Origin of the sequence: Lentibacillus halophilus (assembly GCF_039522485.1) — a bacterium.
Taxonomy (GTDB): Bacteria; Bacillota; Bacilli; order Bacillales; family Amphibacillaceae; genus Lentibacillus; species Lentibacillus halophilus.
Genome location: NZ_BAAADM010000041.1, coordinates 112,032 through 129,783, shown reverse-complemented (window position 1 = coordinate 129,783; position 17,752 = coordinate 112,032). Strand labels below are relative to the sequence as shown.

The following is a 17,752-nucleotide window of genomic DNA, read 5'->3' as shown; positions in this document are numbered from 1 at the left end:
GAAAAAAACCCTTGCATTTTTCGACGATAACGGCTATAATGATCCTTGGCCTTGATAAATATCGGGTTTGGGCATCCATTATCGTTGATTGTCACAACTTAGGTCTGGCGGTATTAGCGGAGAGGACACACCTGTTCCCATGCCGAACACAGCCGTTAAGCTCTCCAGCGCCGATGGTAGTTGGGGCTTTGCCCCCGCGAGAGTAGGACGCCGCCAGGCGATACCATTTGGATTATTCCACAGTAGCTCAGCGGTAGAGCTATCGGCTGTTAACCGATCGGTCGCAGGTTCGAATCCTGCCTGTGGAGCCATGGAGAGCTGTCCGAGTGGTTGAAGGAGCACGATTGGAAATCGTGTAGGCCGTTATCACGGTCTCGAGGGTTCGAATCCCTCGCTCTCCGCCATTACAATTTAATTATGGCCCGTTGGTCAAGTGGTTAAGACACCGCCCTTTCACGGCGGTAACACGGGTTCGAATCCCGTACGGGTCATCTTTCACTTAAATGTTTTAGATGAAGGCATAAGTCTTGTAACATTTGCACTTATCGTGCATCGGAGGATTAGCTCAGCTGGGAGAGCACTTGCCTTACAAGCAAGGGGTCGCAGGTTCGAGACCTGCATCCTCCACCATAGTTCATACATCGCGGGGTGGAGCAGTCTGGAAGCTCGTCGGGCTCATAACCCGAAGGTCGCAAGTTCAAATCTTGCCCCCGCAACCAAAGTTATTCAAACTGGTCCGGTAGTTCAGTTGGTTAGAATGCCTGCCTGTCACGCAGGAGGTCGCGGGTTCGAGTCCCGTCCGGACCGCCATTTAAATAATTATTATTACATAAAATTGTTGTTTGCGGCTCGATAGCTCAGTCGGTAGAGCAACGGACTGAAAATCCGTGTGTCGGCGGTTCGATTCCGTCTCGAGCCACCTTCTTAATCAGTATGGAGGGGTAGCGAAGTTGGCCAAACGCGGCGGACTGTAAATCCGCTCCCTCAGGGTTCGGGGGTTCGAGTCCCTCCCCCTCCACCATATATTTAATAGGGGTATAGTTTAATGGCAAAACGAAGGTCTCCAAAACCTTTGATGCGGGTTCGACTCCTGCTACCCCTGCCATAATATACATTATGGCGGTCGTGGCGAAGTGGTTAACGCACCGGATTGTGGCTCCGGCATTCGTGGGTTCGATCCCCACCGGTCGCCCCTTCACTTTATAATATTGGGCTATAGCCAAGCGGTAAGGCATCGGGTTTTGATCCCGTGATTCGCTGGTTCGAATCCAGCTAGCCCAGCCATTATATGCGGAAGTAGTTCAGTGGTAGAACACCACCTTGCCAAGGTGGGGGTCGCGGGTTCGAATCCCGTCTTCCGCTCCATTTTTTCTTTTATTTCCCTTTTGGCGGTATAGCCAAGTGGTAAGGCAGAGGTCTGCAAAACCTCTATCACCGGTTCGAATCCGGTTACCGCCTCCATGAATTGACCCATATGCCGGTGTGGCGGAATTGGCAGACGCGCACGACTCAAAATCGTGTTCCTACGGGAGTGTGGGTTCGAGCCCCACCACCGGTATCGATATAAAGGCTTACTGACGGTATTTAGGCGACTAGATACCGTCTTTTTTACGTTCAATTATGGGTAGACGTCAGGAGGCTAGTCGTTTAACCACCCGCGCTTCCCACGAAGGAAGTGCTTTTTTATGGGGATAAACCGACGGGAACACCAACTAAACCCGCGAAAAACAGAAAAGCAATTCAGATTGTACGTGGGGCATCATTATCCAACAGACGTCATAGCTGGAATTATTGTTGGAATTGTATCGACTTATCTTTGTCCAGGAGTATATAATAGAATTTCACATAACAAACATCAGCGTACTTCTGCAATATATATTGATCACTAGCTTAGGAGTGAACACTATTGAACAAAAATGATATCGCACACTTTCGAAAACAATTCAAAGTGAATAATGACTTATTAAAAATTAGCGAAATATTTAATGTGTACATTATGAAAGAATCGAGTGACATTTATCACCAGGAAAGTTCATCATTTGATTTGCTGGAAGATGAACAGAAAGAGTTATTTTTAGACAACTTTAAAAAAGTACTATCAGGCCAGTTGGATCAAAAGTTATTTGAATTGAAGTTCCAAAGCGATGTGGAAAATAACAGTCAGCTCATTCTCCACCACGGTCTCTTAAGTAATGATACGGAAGAATGGAAGCGTCATATGCTTCAACTGGTCGAGAAAATGCTGAAAGACAAGCAATATGAAATGGATGTTGTTGTAACCTTTATACGAGGGGAATATATGAAACCAATGAAACGAAATGAAGAGGCGGAAGAAAATGAGCGCGACACGGTTTATTCCCATCCCTTTATTTTATGTAGCATGAATAAAACACAAGATCCGAAAAAGGAATTACTGTTTGATTATGTTGAAAAGGAGTTCAAATATAATGTCGTCGTAGATCCCATTATTAACCTGAAGGCTCCTATATCAGGATTTCTATTTCCCAGTTTTACGGATAATGCTACGGATGTTAATCACGTACTTTATTCGGCAGGGAAAGCGAATGAACCGAATTATCATTTCATAGAAGACGTCTTAAATGCGGAAGAGGTCGTAACTGCCGAAGAGGATAAGCTTGTTTTTGAGGAAGTTGTCAAAAAGGTAGCGGGTGACCAAATTAATACATCAACACTTTCAAATGTCTATGAAGAGATTCATCGGGCTGTGGAAGAAAATGAAGAGGAAGATGATGTAGCGAAATTAGACTACAAAGATGTAGAAAATGTTTTAAAAGTGAGTGGCGTAGAAGATGTCAATACAGAAAAAGTGGAGTCAGCATTTAAAACAGTGATTGATGATGAGTCGTATGAGTTAAAAGCAAGTAACATTGTCCCAAAATATTCTTCCAAGTCGATTAAAATAAAGACAAAAGTAGCGGATATCTCCATTGGTCCGCAAGACTTAAGCTATGTACGTCAAGTTGAATGGAATGGGAAACGCTGTTTAATGATTGAAGTGGAAGAAAACACGGTGATTGAGGGTTTCGAAATGATTCCGGAAGCTTTATTCCAGAAAGCCAATGAGAACGAAGAAGAAGATGGGACCGATAATAAATAATTAAAGCCTTTTGAGGTAATATGCCCACCTTTTTAGGTGAGCATATTACAATGAAACAGGTTCTACTAAACACTTGCCCTGAGTTAAGAACGATTCCGGCGGTGTCGTTCTTTACCGCCTTTCATATCATTTAATTCTTCTTTGCTTTTATTTTTTTTCTTCTTGCCTTTATCAGTACTCATCTTATTCCTCCTTTACTCATAGTCTGGCTTAAATGCCGAATATCATGTAAAGGTGGAACAGTTTGTTTGAATCCATTGGCTTAAAACTCTTCGTACACAGCTGGATTTTGGTCATTCATGCGGCCATCTTCACGTGTCAATTTGTCCAATGCCGTCATATCAACATCATCCAACACAAAGTCAAAAATAGCGATGTTTTCCAATTGCCGGCTGATTGATGCTGATTTCGGGATGGCAACAGCACCATGCTGAAAGTGCCAGCGCAAAATAATTTGTGAAGCGGACTTGCTGTGTTTGGCCGCAATATCGTTAATGGTTTTGTTATTAAATATGTTATTCGTCCGGGCTAAAGGACTCCATGATTCTGTTACAACACCATGTTGTTCATGCCATGTCCTCTGTTCTCTTTGATTAAAGAAAGGGTGTAATTCAACTTGATTGATACTTGGCAGCACGCCTGTTTCCTTTTCAAGCCGTTCAAGATGCTCCGGAAGAAAATTGCAAACACCAATGGAGCGGATCAATCCCCATTTTTTTGCATCAATCAAAGCTTGCCACGCCTCCACGTACTGATCTTGTATTGGGTTGGGCCAGTGAATTAAGTATAAATCATAATAATCAAGGTTTGCTCGATAGAGTGATTCCTGAATCGTCTTGATTGCTTGATCGTAAGTGTGATAACGACCAGGAAGCTTTGATGTAATGCGTAATTCCTCACGAGGTATAGATGTCCGCTGAAGCGCCGCACCTACTGTTCCCTCATTTTCATAATTGTAGGCTGAATCAATTAAACGGTATCCATGATTGATGGCGCTTGCGACGGCAGCCGCACCATCATTGCCTCTCAATCTGAAGGTGCCGAACCCAATCGAAGGTATTTGAAAGCCATCATGCAAGGTGATTTCTGGTATTACTTTAGACAATATACCACTCCTTATAAGGTTTGTTGGAAAATTCCCTATCCCGAAGTTCGTTAAACATTAGAAAATGGAATTCGAAATTAAAATAGGTCAATAAAGCTTCTGACACTTTTTGAAATATAGCGATCTTTTAACCAAATGATGGAGGACTTAGAAATGATCGTTGTATCCTTAATTTGTAACTTTCTTATGTTGTCCTGATGTCGTTCCTTAATAGCGGACTCCGGAATAATGGTTGCACCAATTGCCTCATGGACCAGTCCTAAAATCATATCAACATCAGGACATTCACCAACAATATTTGGTTCTAGTCCTTTATTTTCAAATTGGTTCATAATGACTTCGTATTGCCCTACACCAGTAATTCGATGAAGGAGTAAAAGTGGTAAACCGGCCAGTTCATTCAATGAAATCTCATTTTCGTAATTACCTAAATGCCAAGACTCGGGAGCAATAACGACGTAATCTTCATCAGATAAATCGTGCGATGAAAACGATTTCATTTCTAACGGATGTCGCACAACAGCAAGATCGATCTCTCGATTATGAAGCAATTCCGTAAGCCGGGACGTATCTCCTTCCCGTAAATCGATATTAACTTCCGGGAACTGACTCCGAAATTCTTTTATGGGGTGAACTACTTTTGAAAAACAAGATTTTACACAGCCAATGGAAAGTTTTCCTTTAAAGCCTTTGCCTGTTTCTTTTACTTCCATTGCCGTTTCATCCAAAAAATGAAATATATTTTCCGCCTTTTCATAAAGAACCATCCCAGCCTTTGTCAATTCCATTTGTCGCCCATTTCGTTCAAGAAGTGTAACCCCCAATTCATCTTCCAATGATTTTAACGTTTGGCTGAGCGGTGGTTGTGCCATATGGAGCTTCTTTGCTGCACGGGTAATTTGACCTTCATTTGCAATGGTATAAAAATAATTCAATTGACGTATATCCATGGATGACACCTCATTGTATATGAAAAATATATAAAATAATATCATCAGATATTTATAACATTATATAAAACATCTTTTATTTTTTCAATGTTCACATGCAAAGACGAACATATGATACTAAAAATCAAAACATTATGTATACTTTTTTTATATGTTAGAATAATATTTTAGATATTTTTAATATATTTTCTAATGTGGTATTATTAACTCAGAAATAAAAATTCTAATTATTTCAAAGGAGGCAAATCGAATGGAGAATATTGACGCTGTGAAACAACGTATTCGGGGAGCTTCTGTTGTTCCTGTTATTACACCTTTTCATGAAAGCGGATCCATCGACTTTGATGCATTGAAAAATATGATAGATTGGCAAATTAAAAGCGGTAGTCATGCTATATCCGTTACAGGGACAAGTGGTGAACCGAGCTCTTTAACCACCGAAGAACGGGTGCAGGTTATGGAAACAGCGATAAAAGCAATCGACGGCAGAGTTCCATTTTTACCGGGCACAGGTTCCACTAACCACGATGAAACAATGTATTTAACGAAAAAAGCTTATGAAATTGGAGCAGATGCGGCACTCGTTATCGTTCCATATTACAATAAACCAAACCAAGAAGCCTTGTTTAAACATTATAAAACGGTTGCGGATTCAGTAGACCTTCCGATTATCGTTTATAATATTCCGGGTAGAACTGCGGTGAACTTGCACGTGGATACGCTGGCTAAATTAAGTCAGGAATGCCCGAACATTATTGGTGTTAAAGAGTCCAATAAAGACTTTGAACATGTCAACCGTGTATTGCTCAAATGCGGTCGGGACTTCCTGCTGTACTCTGGTATCGAACTGTTATGCTATCCAATGTTAGCTATTGGTGGGGCGGGGTCGATTAGTGCAACCGCTAACGTTGCCCCGACAAAAGTTGCCGAAATGCATAATGCATGGAATGAAGGCGATATCAAACGAGCGCAAGACTTGCACTATGATTTGATGCCATTAAATGATGTCCTGTTCAAGGATACAAATCCGGCACCGGCCAAGGCAGCGTTGGGCATGTTAGGAAAGATCAACCCGACATTGAGAATGCCGATGGATGTTCCGCCAAAAGAAGTACAAGACGAGATCAAGAGTGTACTGGACAGCTATGGTTCCGAACTAAAAGATGCCGCCGCAAACAAATAAACGAATTACCTGATTAAGGAGTGAATGTGCACATGACACAACAACCAGTCAAACAAAAACTACCTGAAAACGTGGATATTAAGGATATCAAACTTTATATCAATGGTTCATTTGTGGATGCGGAATCGAAAAAACAATTTGAAAACGTCAGTCCTTACTCGAATGAAAAAATTAACCAGGTAGCTGAAGGTGACAAATCGGATATTGACAAAGCAGCGGCAGCCGCTGATGCAGCATTTAAAGGTGAATGGGGCAAGATGAAAGTGGCTGATCGGCTGGAGTATATCAAAAAAATTGCTGATGTTATTGATGAAAATATCGAGGATATTGCTCCGTTGGAATCTTATGATACAGGATTGCCGATTAGTCAAACGAAAAAAATGGTTGCCCGGGCCGCCCGGAACTTTCGCTTTTATGCAGAAATGGTCGCAAGTCGTTTGAACGGGGAAGCCTATCAAGTGGATGACCAATTTATTAACTATACGATTCATAAACCGATTGGTGTCGCAGGTTTAATCACACCATGGAATGCTCCATTTATGTTGGAAACATGGAAACTTGCTCCAGCACTGGCAACTGGAAATACCGTTGTATTAAAGCCGGCGGAATGGTCTCCGCTAACAGCTAATAGATTAGCAGAATTAATCGACTCAGCCGGGCTTCCGGACGGTGTATTCAATGTTGTTCATGGCTTTGGCGAAACGGCCGGAGCGTCTCTGGTATCCAATGAAGATGTCAAACTGATTTCGTTCACTGGTGAAACAGCCACTGGTTCCGAAATTACCAAAAACGGAGCAGACACATTAAAACGGTATTCCATGGAGCTGGGCGGTAAATCCCCGATAATCGTTTTTGACGATGCAAACTTTGAACGTGCATTGGACGCTTGCACATGGGGGATATTCTCATTCAATGGGGAACGTTGCACGGCCAACTCGCGCTTGTTCCTGCATGAGTCCATTTACGAGGATTTTGTATCAGCGTTGAAGGAACGTATTGAAAATATTGTGGTTGGAGACCCAATGGATGAAACAACACAGGTTGGACCGCTAATTTCAACAACACATTATCAGAATGTTAAACGTTATTTGGAAATCGCTGAAGAAGAAGGAGCGGAAGTCGTGAGTGGAAACGTTCCCGAAAGCATGAAAAGTGGCAACTTTATTCCACCAACCATGATTTTGAATGCAACAAATGATAAAACTGTTGCTCAGGAAGAAATATTTGGACCGATTTTAACGGTAATGACATTTAAAGATGAAGATGAAGTGATCGAGTTGGCTAATGATATTGACTATGGCTTGGCAGGTTATGTATGGACACAGGATATTCAGCGTGGTCATCGGGTTGCTCAGGGGGTTGACGCCGGAATGCTTTGGATTAATTCCCAAAACGTCCGTGACTTGCGTGTTCCATTTGGAGGCTCCAAATCAAGTGGTATTGGCCGAGAAGGCGGGCATTATGCATTTGATTTTTATACAGAAGCACAAGTTGTTCATGTGGCGCTGACTGATCATCATATACCCCAATTCGGCAAGAAACAATAATGAAGAACATTAAAAGGAGGAAAAATATATGCCAGCAAAGACAGGACAGCAATATATTGATCGGCTAAAGAAAGCGAATAACAATGTGTACATTCATGGTGAAAGAGTAAACGATGTCACTGAGCATCCTGCATTTAAAAATGCTATTCAATCAATGGCTAAATTATATGATTTGCAACATGAAAAACCGGAAAAAATGCTTTACACTAATCCAAATACTGGAAATAGCGTTGGCAAAACCTTCATGACACCAAAGACAATTGATGATTTAATCCAGAGACGTGAAGCAATTATGGAATGGCAAAGCTTGTCTAACGGATTAATGGGTCGCTCACCAGATTACTTGAATGCTGATGTAATGGCCATGGGTGAAGCTAATGAATTTTTTGCTGAGGGCGATCCGATGTTTGCGGAGAACGCTAAAAACTATGCGGAATATGCACGTGAGAATGATATCAGTTTGACGCACACACTGATCCATCCGCAAGTTAATAGAGCTAAAATGCAAGCTGAGCAAAATGATGCGAATGTGGCGCTTCATCTTGAAGAGAAAACTGACGAAGGAATTATTGTTGATGGTATCAGACTATTGGCAACGCAAGGCGGTATTACGGATGAAATTCTCGTCTTCCCGTCTACTGTTAAAAAGTCAGGCGAACTCGATGACCCGTATTCCCTTGCCTTTGCGATTCCTAATAATGCGCCAGGACTGAAATTCTTGTCACGTGAGTCATTTGACCAAGATAAAAATAACTTTGATCATCCATTAAGCTCGAATTTTGAAGAAGGCGACACCATTGTATCTTTTGATCATGTATTAGTACCTTGGGACCGTGTATTTATATGTGAAAACTCGTCCATTTGCAACCGTGCCTTTGGCGAAACAAATGCTGTTGCTCATATGTCTCATCAGGTTGTTGCAAAAGGCGTTAAGAAAACAGAATTCTTGCTTGGTGTTGTCCTGACACTGATGGATTCCATAGGCATTGATGGATTCCAGCACGTAAAAGACAAAGGCACAGAAATCATGCTTAATCTTGAAATTATGAAATCACACCTGTATCGTGCTGAGCATAATGCTCAAATCGATAAGTGGGGTATGATGACACCTGACTTTGAAGCACTGGATGCAGCACGTAATTGGTATCCACGTATTTATCCACGGATGGCTGAAATCATTCGAATTCTCGGCGCATCGGGATTAATGAGTTTACCGACGTATGACGATTTTAATAATGATGAGATTGGTCCAATTCTTCACAGAGCCATGCAAGGTAAGAATGTGGAAGGGTATGAGCGTGTACAAATCTTCCGTCTGGCATGGGACTTGACCATGAGTGCTTTCGGAAATCGTCAAACGCATTATGAGTATTATTTCTTTGGTGATCCAATCAAAATGGGTATGACCTACTTTGATAACTATGATAAACAACCGTATAAAGATAGAGTTCAAGAATTCCTAAATAGCATGAACGTCTCAAAGCCGGGAACGGTTCAATCGTAAAGGAGGGAAATGAATGAGCCACTCATTTAACATCGTCCGTGCAGCACGTGCGATTATCAATGTAACAGATTTGGATGCTTCAAGAGATTTTTACGTCAATGGACTGGGGTTTATTGAAACTGAAGCGGACGAACGGCATATCTATTTAAGAGGATTGGAAGAACGGGGACACCATAGCTATGTTTTACAAAAGTCGAATGAGCCAGGTGTCGAAGTCATTAGTTATAAAGTTTCCCAAGAAAACGATCTTGATGAATTGGCCGCCTTCTTTGAGACTAAAGGAATGGAGCCTGTATGGATGGAAGAAGGAAGTCAGCATGCGGTGGGCCGCGCCCTCCGTGTGCAGGATGTTTCCGGTATTCCGGTTGAATTCTTTTATAAAATGGATAAAGTTGAACGCATGCTGCAACACTTTGATAAATATCAAGGCTCCAAGATGCAGCGGATTGACCATTTTAATTGCATGGTTCCGGATGTGCAAAAAGCGTATGATTTTTATACCAACGAATTAAACTATCGTTGTTCAGAATATACGGCAACCAATGACGATTCCGTTTGGGCAGCTTGGTTATATCGAAAACCAACTGTTCACGATGTAGCTTTTATGAATGGAAAAGGACCACGCCTGCACCATACTGGCTTTTGGCTAAGTGATCCTATGTGTGTTATTAATACGTGTGATGTGCTCGGATCACTGGGATATGCGTCTAATATTGAGCGCGGACCCGGTCGTCACGGTCTATCAAATGCCTTTTTCCTTTATTTACGGGATCCTGATGGCAACCGTGTGGAACTTTATACGGGAGACTATTTCACAGGAGATCCTGATTTTGACCCTATTCGCTGGGATTTGGATGACCCGCAGCGTGCCACATTCTGGGGACATGAACCACCGGAAAGCTGGTTTAACGAAGCGATGCAATTTCTTGACGTGAAAACGGGCGAGAAAATGAAAGTTGATGAAGGCACATTGTCACAAAGAATGCCGAGCTTTATGAATTAAATCATGACACAGTACCAGTACTGACTTAGGAGGAAAACAAGGATGCAAATCGTTTATTTATCACACCCGATAGAGCAAGCATTTACAAATGAGCAAGTCATGGCAATTGGTTTTTTTGATGGGATTCATCTGGGACATCAGGAATTGCTTCATCACGCAAAGCAGGTGGCGGAAGAAAAGAAGATTTTGTTTACAGCAATGACATTCAGCCCGCATCCGGATGAAATCATTAAAGGAGACAAAAATCGAAAATATTTAACGCCTTTGCCCCAAAAAATTAAAAAAATGGCTGAATACGGTGTGGAAAAATTATATGTTGTTACATTTGATAAACGATTTGCATCATTGCCTCCAATAGAATTTATTAATCATTATATTATAGGGACCCATTCAAAACATGTTGTCGTTGGATTTGATTTCACTTTTGGATTTAAGGCACGAGGTGACACACAATTTTTGAGAGATAAGTCACAATCTTGTGGTTATGAATTGAGTGTTATTGATAAAAAAACCTATATGGGTGAAAAAATAAGTTCCACACTTTTAAGAGAACTTTTAATGGAAGGAAAAGTTGCCAGTATTCCCCATTATTTGGGTGAAAATTACTGCGTGAATGCCAACGTAACAAGGGAAAACGGCGACTTTGTAACAGTTGCTGCTTCCGAACGTTACTTGCTCCCCAGCCACGGTGAGTATTATGTGAATATTATAGTGGGAGAAAGCGTTTACAATGGTGTGTTTTACCGAAATAAGCTTACTGAAAATGAATGTTTAGTAAATGATTCAGGGATTAAACAGGGAACAGAACTGACAATTGAATTTCTGGAAAAAGTGCATGTTGAGAGTATGGTTTCTTCATGAAAAACAAGAAAGGAGAATGGTGATGGATAAAAGAACATTTCGGAATGCAATGGGAAAGTTTGCGACGGGCGTTACGGTGATTACAACGAAAGTAGAGACAGAGACTCGTGGGATGACCGCCAATGCATTTATGTCTGTATCAATGGATCCTGAATTGATCACGATATCTGTGGATAATAATGCAGTTATGCTTGATAAAATTAAAGAATCCGGAAAATTCGCCGTTAATGTGCTGTCTAATGAACAACAAAAGATCTCGATGCATTTTGCCGGTCAAAAAGAATCGAACGAAGAAATTGATTTCGATACGATTAACGATGTGCCAGTCATAAAGAATGCTTTATCTTCTGTTGTATGTGATGTTGATCGAACCTATGTGGTTGGTGATCACACGCTGTTTATTGGAAAGGTCATGGACCTGCAACTTGAGGAAGGCGATCCATTGACATTTTACTGTGGAAAATATGGAAGCCATCAACCAGTAGAATATGCATAATAGAAGTCAGTTTAATAGAATTCCGTTTTTTTGGACCAGTTTAACTGCTGGTCTGTTTTTCTTGCATGTTACGAATAAATGGTTGCATATGAGGGAGTGATTTTTGGTGAGTAATGTTACAACGAAATTAAAAGGGATTCAGCAATGGTATGATGGAAGTGTATCATGGAAAGATAACACGATTAATATAAAAAACAAAACATACAACGTGGATGAGCTTCCATTGGATGTACCATTAAATGGCACAGTTTACGGCGCACTGCTTAATGATAAAGGAATGTACGACAAATTTGAACCGTCAATGAATCAAGATCCATATAAAGCTCCTCCCAAAGCTCCTGTTTTATATATAAAACCTGCTAATACCATTATTGGTTCTAAAACTGAGATACCACTGCCCAGCCATGTTTCTCAATTGCAAATGGGGGCTGCCTTGGCTGTTGTTATGGGAGAGCAGGCAACCAAAGTCAAGGAGCAGGACGCGTTTGATTATATAAAAGGCTATACTATTGTCAATGACGTAAGCATTCCGCATGAAAGTGTTTATCGTCCGGCTATAAAGGAAAAAGCACGCGATGGCTTCTGTCCCGTTGGTCCTTGGGTGGTTGATCGGGACTGTATTGACAACCCAAATGATTTAAATATACAAGTTTATGTCAATGGCCAATTAAAACAAGAAAATAACACTAATAACCTTATCAGGGATATCGGAAAACTTATTGCTGACGTCACATCGTTTATGACCCTTTATGCCGGTGATGCACTATTGGTTGGTATTTCAGACGAAGCCCCGCTTGCAGAAGAGGGTGATACCGTCACCATCACTATACCCGGTGTCGGAACATTGGAAAACTCGATACAAAAAGAAGAACTCGCGCTGGGAGGGACAACGTAATGAAACATGCCCGTGTCGTTTATAAGGGAACGATGTATCACGCTTTTGAAAAAAATGGTTCCGTTCAATTGAATGACGGCAGACTTGTGAATGAACATGATGTTGAATGGTTACCACCACTGACGCCAAGGACTGTATTTACGCTGGGGTTGAACTACGAAGATCATGCAAAAGAACTTTCCTTTAATTCTTCGCCAAGAGAACCCTTAGTATTTCTGAAAGGTCCTAATACGTTTACAGGCCATTTTGGTCAAGCGTATCGCCCGGAAGATGTCACATTTATGCATTATGAATGTGAGCTGGCGGTGGTCATTGGAGGTACAGCAAGAAATATTGATAAAAAAGATGCTTATCAATATGTAGCAGGTTATACCGTGGCCAATGATTATGTTATTAGGGATTATCTGGAAAATTATTATCGTCCCAATCTTTGTGCCAAAAACCGTGATTCACTTACCCCATTGGGCCCATGGTTTGTGGATGCTGAAGACATCGAGGATCCGATGCATTTGCCATTACGAACATATATAAATGGTGAATTAAAACAGGAAGGAAATACATGTGATATGATTCTTGGTGTACCTGAACTAATCGAGTATTTAAGCAGTTTTATGACGTTAAACACTGGAGATATTATTCTTACAGGGACGCCGAAAGGATCGGTTGACACAAACGTTGGCGATGAAGTGGTGACAGAAGTAGAAGGCGTTGGCAGACTGGTTAGTACCATTATTGGTGACGAAGCTTTTGTGAAATAATAGGCTGAAACACAAAAGGAGGCATAGACATTGCCACATTTTTATTTAGAGTATTCCGATAACATAAAAAATGAAACAAATATATCTGATCTGCTTCAGAAATTAAATGATGTATTCCTTTCCCATCATCATATTATTCCTGCTGGTGGTTTAAAAATGCGGGCAATGGAGTTTTCGGAATACGTTATTGCTGATGGTAAAGCAGATGATGCATTTGTCCATGCAACTCTGAAACTTGCCAAAGGGCGCACAGAAGAAGATAAAAAAGCGCTTTGTGAGGATCTTTTTGAAACAATGGAAACCCATTTTGACGAATTGCTTCAAAAACGTTATATAGGATTGTCTATGGAGTTTTACGAATTTGCCACACCCACGTACAAAAAAAGCAATATCCATACCCGTTTTAAGTAAGGACAAGGCGTTATTAAAATAAAACAGATTATTATAATACTAGGGCTAAAGAAGGGATCAACACCTTTTTAAGCCCTTTTTTTACTTCTTCATAAACAAAGTTATATACGTGTATTGTTATCCTCATTTTTAAAATCCAAGTTTGCTTGATTTCAACTAACTGAGGATTTTTCTTTTGGTATTTATATGATACAATAAATCCTCAATAGATAGAGTTTTTAATATTCGTAACTCTTGGAGGTTACTATGGATAAAATTGTTAAAAATGAGTCACTTCATCTACAAGCATACAATATCATAAAAGAAGGAATTTTAAAGGGCGATTATGAACCTTCGAAACGTGTGATCGAGGCAAAATTGGCTGACCGGATGGGGATAAGCAGAGGTCCTGTCAGAGAGGCTATTCGAATGCTCATTCAAGACGGCTTGCTCATCTATAACAATGGCTTCGTCCGTGTATACGAACCTACTATGCGGGATGTCGTAGAAATTTTTCAATGCCGCGAAAATCTTGAGACTTTATCGATTTCTTTGGCGATAAAAAACATAACAGATAATCAAAAAGACCAGATTGCAGATAATTTGGAGGAAACAAATAAAGCATTTGAACAGAATGATGGTGTTGAGTTAGGTAGATTGGATCAGCAATTTCATGACATTATTATGCAATCATCAAATAATAATCAACTTATCCAGTTATTAGGAGCTATTCGGACAAAAATACATTATATGCGAAACAGTATGGTGAACGGTGACTTTTATCCCTCATTTGTTGAGGAGCATAATCGAATATATGAATTAATATTGAAAGGGGAGGAAGAAACAGCAGAAAAAATAATGAAAGAGCATATAAGAAAAGGGTTGGAAGGGGTGTTAATGCACATTAACCATTAGCCATCCATTTTTTAAGCAGGTGCTGGTTTGTTTCATTCATCTGCTTATTTTTATTCATTATAAAGTCAACAGTTAACTGTTGACTTATATTTTAGGAGAGTGTATTATCCATTGTAGACAGAATATTTGATTTAAATATAATATTATTATTCTTAGGATTTATTTTTTTGTTCTGTCTTTGAAAGCGCTTTATAGACATGTTGGAATATGGAGAGGATTTGATGAAAAAAGGCTTGCATATGGGGAGTTCGACTTTTTTAACCGATACCGTAACACAGGATATGGTCGCTCAATTTGGCGGGGAGGTCGTTCATCCGGTCTATTCAACCGTGGCTATGGTCTATCACATGGAATGGACATCACGATTACTGGTTTTACCATTTCTGGATGAAAACGAGGAGGGTATGGGAGCGGAAGTATCCGTGAAACACATCGCCCCAACCGGACTGGGAACACAAGTCAATATAACCGCTACGGTAACTGATATGACAGATCATAAAGTTATAACGGAAGTACTGATAGAGAACGAACAAGGTCTGATTGGAAGGGGGGAAGTTAAACAAGCCATTCTTCCTAAAAAAACAGTTGAACTAAAAGTGAAAAAAAGTATGAATGAATGATTTAATGATGTTTAGCGAATGTGCCAATAGTGCGAAAGTGGAGGAAGGAATGATACTTATATAACATATCTTGAAAAAACACAACCTTTGGAACAGGACTTATTTCAAAAAAATGGCTAATCATGAACAGGTTATGTTCTGCAATGACCCATATTCCGGATTACATGCTATTATAGCAATTCACGATACAACACTTGGTCCGGCGCTAGGTGGCATATGAATGTACATTGGAAGCTGCCAAACAAAAAAAGTGAATTGAAGTTAAATGAACAATGTCATCTTAATAATTTCTTTTCACGAAAATGCAGGCCAAAAATGGGTCGTTAAAGATTAATAATGATCGGAAAGGTGAGGTGTTAAATGATGGAAAAGTACCCTTTGTTTCAAATAATTGATAAAAACGGCCATATCAGCAGTGATGACTATCAGACTGAAATAACAGAAGAAAACGTAAAATGGTTATATTATCACATGTTACGAATCCGGACGTATGATCGAAAGGGTGTATCGTTGCAACGTCAAGGACGAATTGGAACGTATGTACCGTTCTATGGCCAGGAAGCTTCGCAGGTCGGCAGTGCAGTTGCAATGAATGATGGGGATTGGTTGTTCCCAACATATCGGGATCATGGTGCATCACTGGCGTTCGGTGCTGATATGGATAGAATGCTTATGCATTGGAATGGTCGGCTTGAAGGATGCCTGCCCTCCAGAAATAAGCATATCATGCCGGGGTCGATACCGATAGCTACGCATCTTCCCCATGCCGTCGGTGTAGCTATGGCGGAAACATATAAGAACGCTGGAAATGTCTCCATTGCGTATTTTGGTGATGGTGCAACCTCGGAAGGAGACTTTCATGAGGGTCTAAATATGGGAAGTACGTTTAGCGCACCTGTCGTATTTTTTAACCAAAATAATGGATTTGCTATTTCCATGCCTGTGGAAAAACAAATGAATTCCGAAACGATTGCTCAAAAAGCAGAGGCCTATGACATTCCTGGAATCCGAGTTGATGGGATGGATGTATTTGCTGTATACATCGCTGTAAAAGAAGCCATTAACCGGGCGCGCAATGGTAAGGGTCCAACCCTGATTGAATCCGTAACATGGCGATTTGGTGCACATACGACAGCAGATGATCCATCAAAATACCGTGATCAAGAACAAATGGAACAGATTCAAAATAGTCTGGATCCGGTTTCACGATTGGAACGTTATATGCAAAATCATGACTTATGGGATAACGAGCGCTTATTGAAGTGCAAACAGATAAAATGGTTGCTGAAATCCCTGCACCAGCAGGAGGAACAATACAATTCATTCATTTCGATACCGGTAATACAGTGTCAGTCGGAGAGGTATTAATGGAAATCAATACGGGGGAGGAAAAAAAGGAGCCATCTTATACAGAGGAATCAAAACAGGTAGAAACAGGCGTTTCTTCGAATAAAACCGAAACAAGTAAGAACACAGCAGCTGTTTCTTCACCGCCCCGACGCATCAGAGCAGCACCGCATACAAGACGAATCGCCCGTGAAATGGGGGTTAATATTGAAAAAATTGATGGAACTGGACCATCTGGGCGAGTCATTGATGATGATGTTTATCGCTTTGCACAAGGAGGCGATTCCGTTAATGACACGTTTCCGGACAGCGATGCAGCTGTAAATAGTACGTCACAAGAAAAAGAAAGCGTTCCATTGACAGGTGTCAGAAAACAAATTGCTAAAAAGATGAGTGACTCTTGGAACACCATTCCACATGTTACCCATTTCGATGAAGCTGATATCACAAACCTGCTTAATTTTCGAGATGAGTTAAAGCAATCCGATGAAACTATTTCCGTCACATCCTTTTTTATTAAGGCTATAGTTATTTCATTACAGGATTATAAAGTCTTTAACGCTCGTTTGGATGAGGAAAATGAGATGATTGAACTGTTCAAAAGCTGTCATATAGGATTTGCGGCTGATACAAAAGAAGGTGTCATGGTTCCAGCTATACAGAATGCTGATAAGAAGACGATTAAAACAATCAATAAAGAAATGAAAGCACTGACTGAAAAAGCTCAGGAGGGAAATTTGTCCCCTTCTGATATGAAAAATAGCACATTCACCGTCAATAATGTTGGACCATTGGGAGGAACAGCAGCAACGCCGATCATCAACAAACCGCATACGGGTATTATTTCCTTCCATAAAACTAAAAAAAAGCCTGCCGTGATTGAAAATGATGAAATAGCGATACGATCTATTATGACGATTTCTTTCTCATTTGATCATCGTGTAGCAGATGGAGCACGCGCTATTGAATTTATCAATCGGTTTATAGACCTGATTGAAAATCCCAAAAAGCTGTTTTTGGAACTAGCCTAAAGAAACTGTCTTTATGGAAGAGGAAGGCG

The 17,752-nt window shown here is 40.7% G+C and carries 17 protein-coding genes, 14 tRNA genes and 1 rRNA gene; 30 read left to right on the top strand and 2 right to left on the bottom strand.

From position 1 onward, the window contains the following. Nucleotides 1-103: 103 nt before the first annotated feature. The 17 genes from rrf (at nt 104) to ABDZ72_RS08550 (ending at nt 3,118) form a co-directional block, all read left to right on the top strand. Nucleotides 104-219, top strand: a 5S ribosomal RNA gene (gene rrf, locus ABDZ72_RS08625). 17 nt (nt 220-236) lie between these two features. Beyond that, nucleotides 237-311, top strand: a tRNA-Asn gene (locus ABDZ72_RS08620). A 1-nt stretch (nt 312) separates the two neighbouring features. Beyond that, nucleotides 313-404: transfer RNA gene (locus ABDZ72_RS08615), tRNA-Ser, on the top strand. A 15-nt stretch (nt 405-419) separates the two neighbouring features. Then, nucleotides 420-491 (top strand) — tRNA-Glu (locus ABDZ72_RS08610). 63 nt (nt 492-554) lie between these two features. Next, nucleotides 555-630 (top strand) — tRNA-Val (locus tag ABDZ72_RS08605). Nucleotides 631-642: 12 nt separating this feature from the next. After that, nucleotides 643-719 (top strand) — tRNA-Met (locus ABDZ72_RS08600). A gap of 14 nt (nt 720-733) precedes the next feature. Next, nucleotides 734-810, top strand: a tRNA-Asp gene (locus ABDZ72_RS08595). A gap of 36 nt (nt 811-846) precedes the next feature. Next, nucleotides 847-919, top strand: a tRNA-Phe gene (locus ABDZ72_RS08590). Nucleotides 920-935: 16 nt separating this feature from the next. Further along, nucleotides 936-1,021, top strand: a tRNA-Tyr gene (locus tag ABDZ72_RS08585). A gap of 10 nt (nt 1,022-1,031) precedes the next feature. After that, nucleotides 1,032-1,105 (top strand) — tRNA-Trp (locus ABDZ72_RS08580). 14 nt (nt 1,106-1,119) lie between these two features. After that, a tRNA-His gene (locus tag ABDZ72_RS08575) sits at nt 1,120-1,192 on the top strand. A 17-nt stretch (nt 1,193-1,209) separates the two neighbouring features. Further along, nucleotides 1,210-1,284 (top strand) — tRNA-Gln (locus ABDZ72_RS08570). Nucleotides 1,285-1,290: 6 nt separating this feature from the next. Then, nucleotides 1,291-1,365: transfer RNA gene (locus ABDZ72_RS08565), tRNA-Gly, on the top strand. Nucleotides 1,366-1,387: 22 nt separating this feature from the next. Then, nucleotides 1,388-1,461: transfer RNA gene (locus tag ABDZ72_RS08560), tRNA-Cys, on the top strand. Nucleotides 1,462-1,476: 15 nt separating this feature from the next. Next, nucleotides 1,477-1,558, top strand: a tRNA-Leu gene (locus ABDZ72_RS08555). Nucleotides 1,559-1,685: 127 nt separating this feature from the next. Further along, nucleotides 1,686-1,889: a phosphatase PAP2 family protein gene (locus ABDZ72_RS14420; RefSeq protein ID WP_425542364.1), complete on the top strand. Its 204-nt coding sequence runs from the start codon at nt 1,686-1,688 to the stop codon at nt 1,887-1,889. A gap of 17 nt (nt 1,890-1,906) precedes the next feature. Continuing rightward, nucleotides 1,907-3,118 carry a DUF4317 domain-containing protein gene (locus ABDZ72_RS08550; RefSeq protein ID WP_343752401.1) on the top strand — a complete coding sequence of 404 codons (1,212 nt, stop codon included), beginning with the start codon at nt 1,907-1,909 and terminating at the stop codon, nt 3,116-3,118. A 262-nt stretch (nt 3,119-3,380) separates the two neighbouring features. Here ABDZ72_RS08550 and ABDZ72_RS08545 read toward each other — a convergent pair whose 3' ends face one another. Beyond that, nucleotides 3,381-4,223 (bottom strand): aldo/keto reductase, encoded by an 843-nt coding sequence (locus ABDZ72_RS08545; RefSeq protein WP_343752400.1) that lies wholly within the window; start codon nt 4,221-4,223, stop codon nt 3,381-3,383. Between the two features lie 77 nt (nt 4,224-4,300). Beyond that, nucleotides 4,301-5,173 (bottom strand): LysR family transcriptional regulator, encoded by an 873-nt coding sequence (locus tag ABDZ72_RS08540; protein WP_343752399.1) that lies wholly within the window; start codon nt 5,171-5,173, stop codon nt 4,301-4,303. A gap of 250 nt (nt 5,174-5,423) precedes the next feature. Here ABDZ72_RS08540 and hpaI point away from each other — a divergent pair, with 250 nt between their 5' ends. The 13 genes from hpaI to ABDZ72_RS08475 all read left to right on the top strand — a co-directional run bounded on the left by hpaI (nt 5,424) and on the right by ABDZ72_RS08475 (nt 17,723). Beyond that, entirely contained in the window at nt 5,424-6,356 is a 933-nt protein-coding gene (hpaI, locus tag ABDZ72_RS08535) for a 2,4-dihydroxyhept-2-ene-1,7-dioic acid aldolase (protein ID WP_343752398.1), read from the top strand. Nucleotides 6,357-6,388: 32 nt separating this feature from the next. Beyond that, nucleotides 6,389-7,903 carry a 5-carboxymethyl-2-hydroxymuconate semialdehyde dehydrogenase gene (hpaE, locus tag ABDZ72_RS08530; RefSeq protein ID WP_343752397.1) on the top strand — a complete coding sequence of 505 codons (1,515 nt, stop codon included), beginning with the start codon at nt 6,389-6,391 and terminating at the stop codon, nt 7,901-7,903. 28 nt (nt 7,904-7,931) lie between these two features. Beyond that, nucleotides 7,932-9,407, top strand: coding sequence for a 4-hydroxyphenylacetate 3-monooxygenase, oxygenase component (gene hpaB, locus ABDZ72_RS08525; protein WP_343752395.1), 1,476 nt, complete (start codon nt 7,932-7,934; stop codon nt 9,405-9,407). A gap of 13 nt (nt 9,408-9,420) precedes the next feature. After that, a complete protein-coding gene (gene hpaD, locus ABDZ72_RS08520) occupies nt 9,421-10,410 on the top strand; it encodes a 3,4-dihydroxyphenylacetate 2,3-dioxygenase (RefSeq protein WP_343752394.1) in 990 nt (329 codons plus the stop codon). A gap of 42 nt (nt 10,411-10,452) precedes the next feature. After that, the gene (locus ABDZ72_RS08515) at nt 10,453-11,271 is read left to right on the top strand and encodes an adenylyltransferase/cytidyltransferase family protein (protein WP_343752393.1); all 819 of its coding nucleotides are present in this window, start codon (nt 10,453-10,455) and stop codon (nt 11,269-11,271) included. A gap of 22 nt (nt 11,272-11,293) precedes the next feature. Further along, entirely contained in the window at nt 11,294-11,767 is a 474-nt protein-coding gene (locus ABDZ72_RS08510) for a flavin reductase family protein (protein ID WP_343752392.1), read from the top strand. 106 nt (nt 11,768-11,873) lie between these two features. Next, nucleotides 11,874-12,662 carry a fumarylacetoacetate hydrolase family protein gene (locus ABDZ72_RS08505; protein ID WP_343752391.1) on the top strand — a complete coding sequence of 263 codons (789 nt, stop codon included), beginning with the start codon at nt 11,874-11,876 and terminating at the stop codon, nt 12,660-12,662. Next, the gene (locus ABDZ72_RS08500) at nt 12,662-13,420 is read left to right on the top strand and encodes a fumarylacetoacetate hydrolase family protein (protein ID WP_343752390.1); all 759 of its coding nucleotides are present in this window, start codon (nt 12,662-12,664) and stop codon (nt 13,418-13,420) included. Before ABDZ72_RS08505 ends, ABDZ72_RS08500 begins: the two co-directional genes overlap by 1 nt. A 30-nt stretch (nt 13,421-13,450) precedes the next feature. Further along, on the top strand, nt 13,451-13,831 hold the full coding sequence (locus ABDZ72_RS08495) for a 5-carboxymethyl-2-hydroxymuconate Delta-isomerase (RefSeq protein ID WP_343752389.1): 381 nt from the start codon (nt 13,451-13,453) through the stop codon (nt 13,829-13,831). Between the two features lie 246 nt (nt 13,832-14,077). Then, entirely contained in the window at nt 14,078-14,725 is a 648-nt protein-coding gene (locus ABDZ72_RS08490; protein ID WP_343752388.1) for a GntR family transcriptional regulator, read from the top strand. 221 nt (nt 14,726-14,946) lie between these two features. Beyond that, nucleotides 14,947-15,345: a thioesterase family protein gene (locus ABDZ72_RS08485; RefSeq protein WP_343752387.1), complete on the top strand. Its 399-nt coding sequence runs from the start codon at nt 14,947-14,949 to the stop codon at nt 15,343-15,345. 360 nt (nt 15,346-15,705) lie between these two features. Further along, nucleotides 15,706-16,713 (top strand): thiamine pyrophosphate-dependent dehydrogenase E1 component subunit alpha, encoded by a 1,008-nt coding sequence (locus ABDZ72_RS08480; RefSeq protein WP_343752386.1) that lies wholly within the window; start codon nt 15,706-15,708, stop codon nt 16,711-16,713. Next, on the top strand, nt 16,623-17,723 hold the full coding sequence (locus tag ABDZ72_RS08475) for a dihydrolipoamide acetyltransferase family protein (RefSeq protein ID WP_425542365.1): 1,101 nt from the start codon (nt 16,623-16,625) through the stop codon (nt 17,721-17,723). The genes ABDZ72_RS08480 and ABDZ72_RS08475 overlap by 91 nt, the downstream gene beginning before the upstream one ends. The last annotated feature ends 29 nt before the right edge of the window (nt 17,724-17,752 follow it).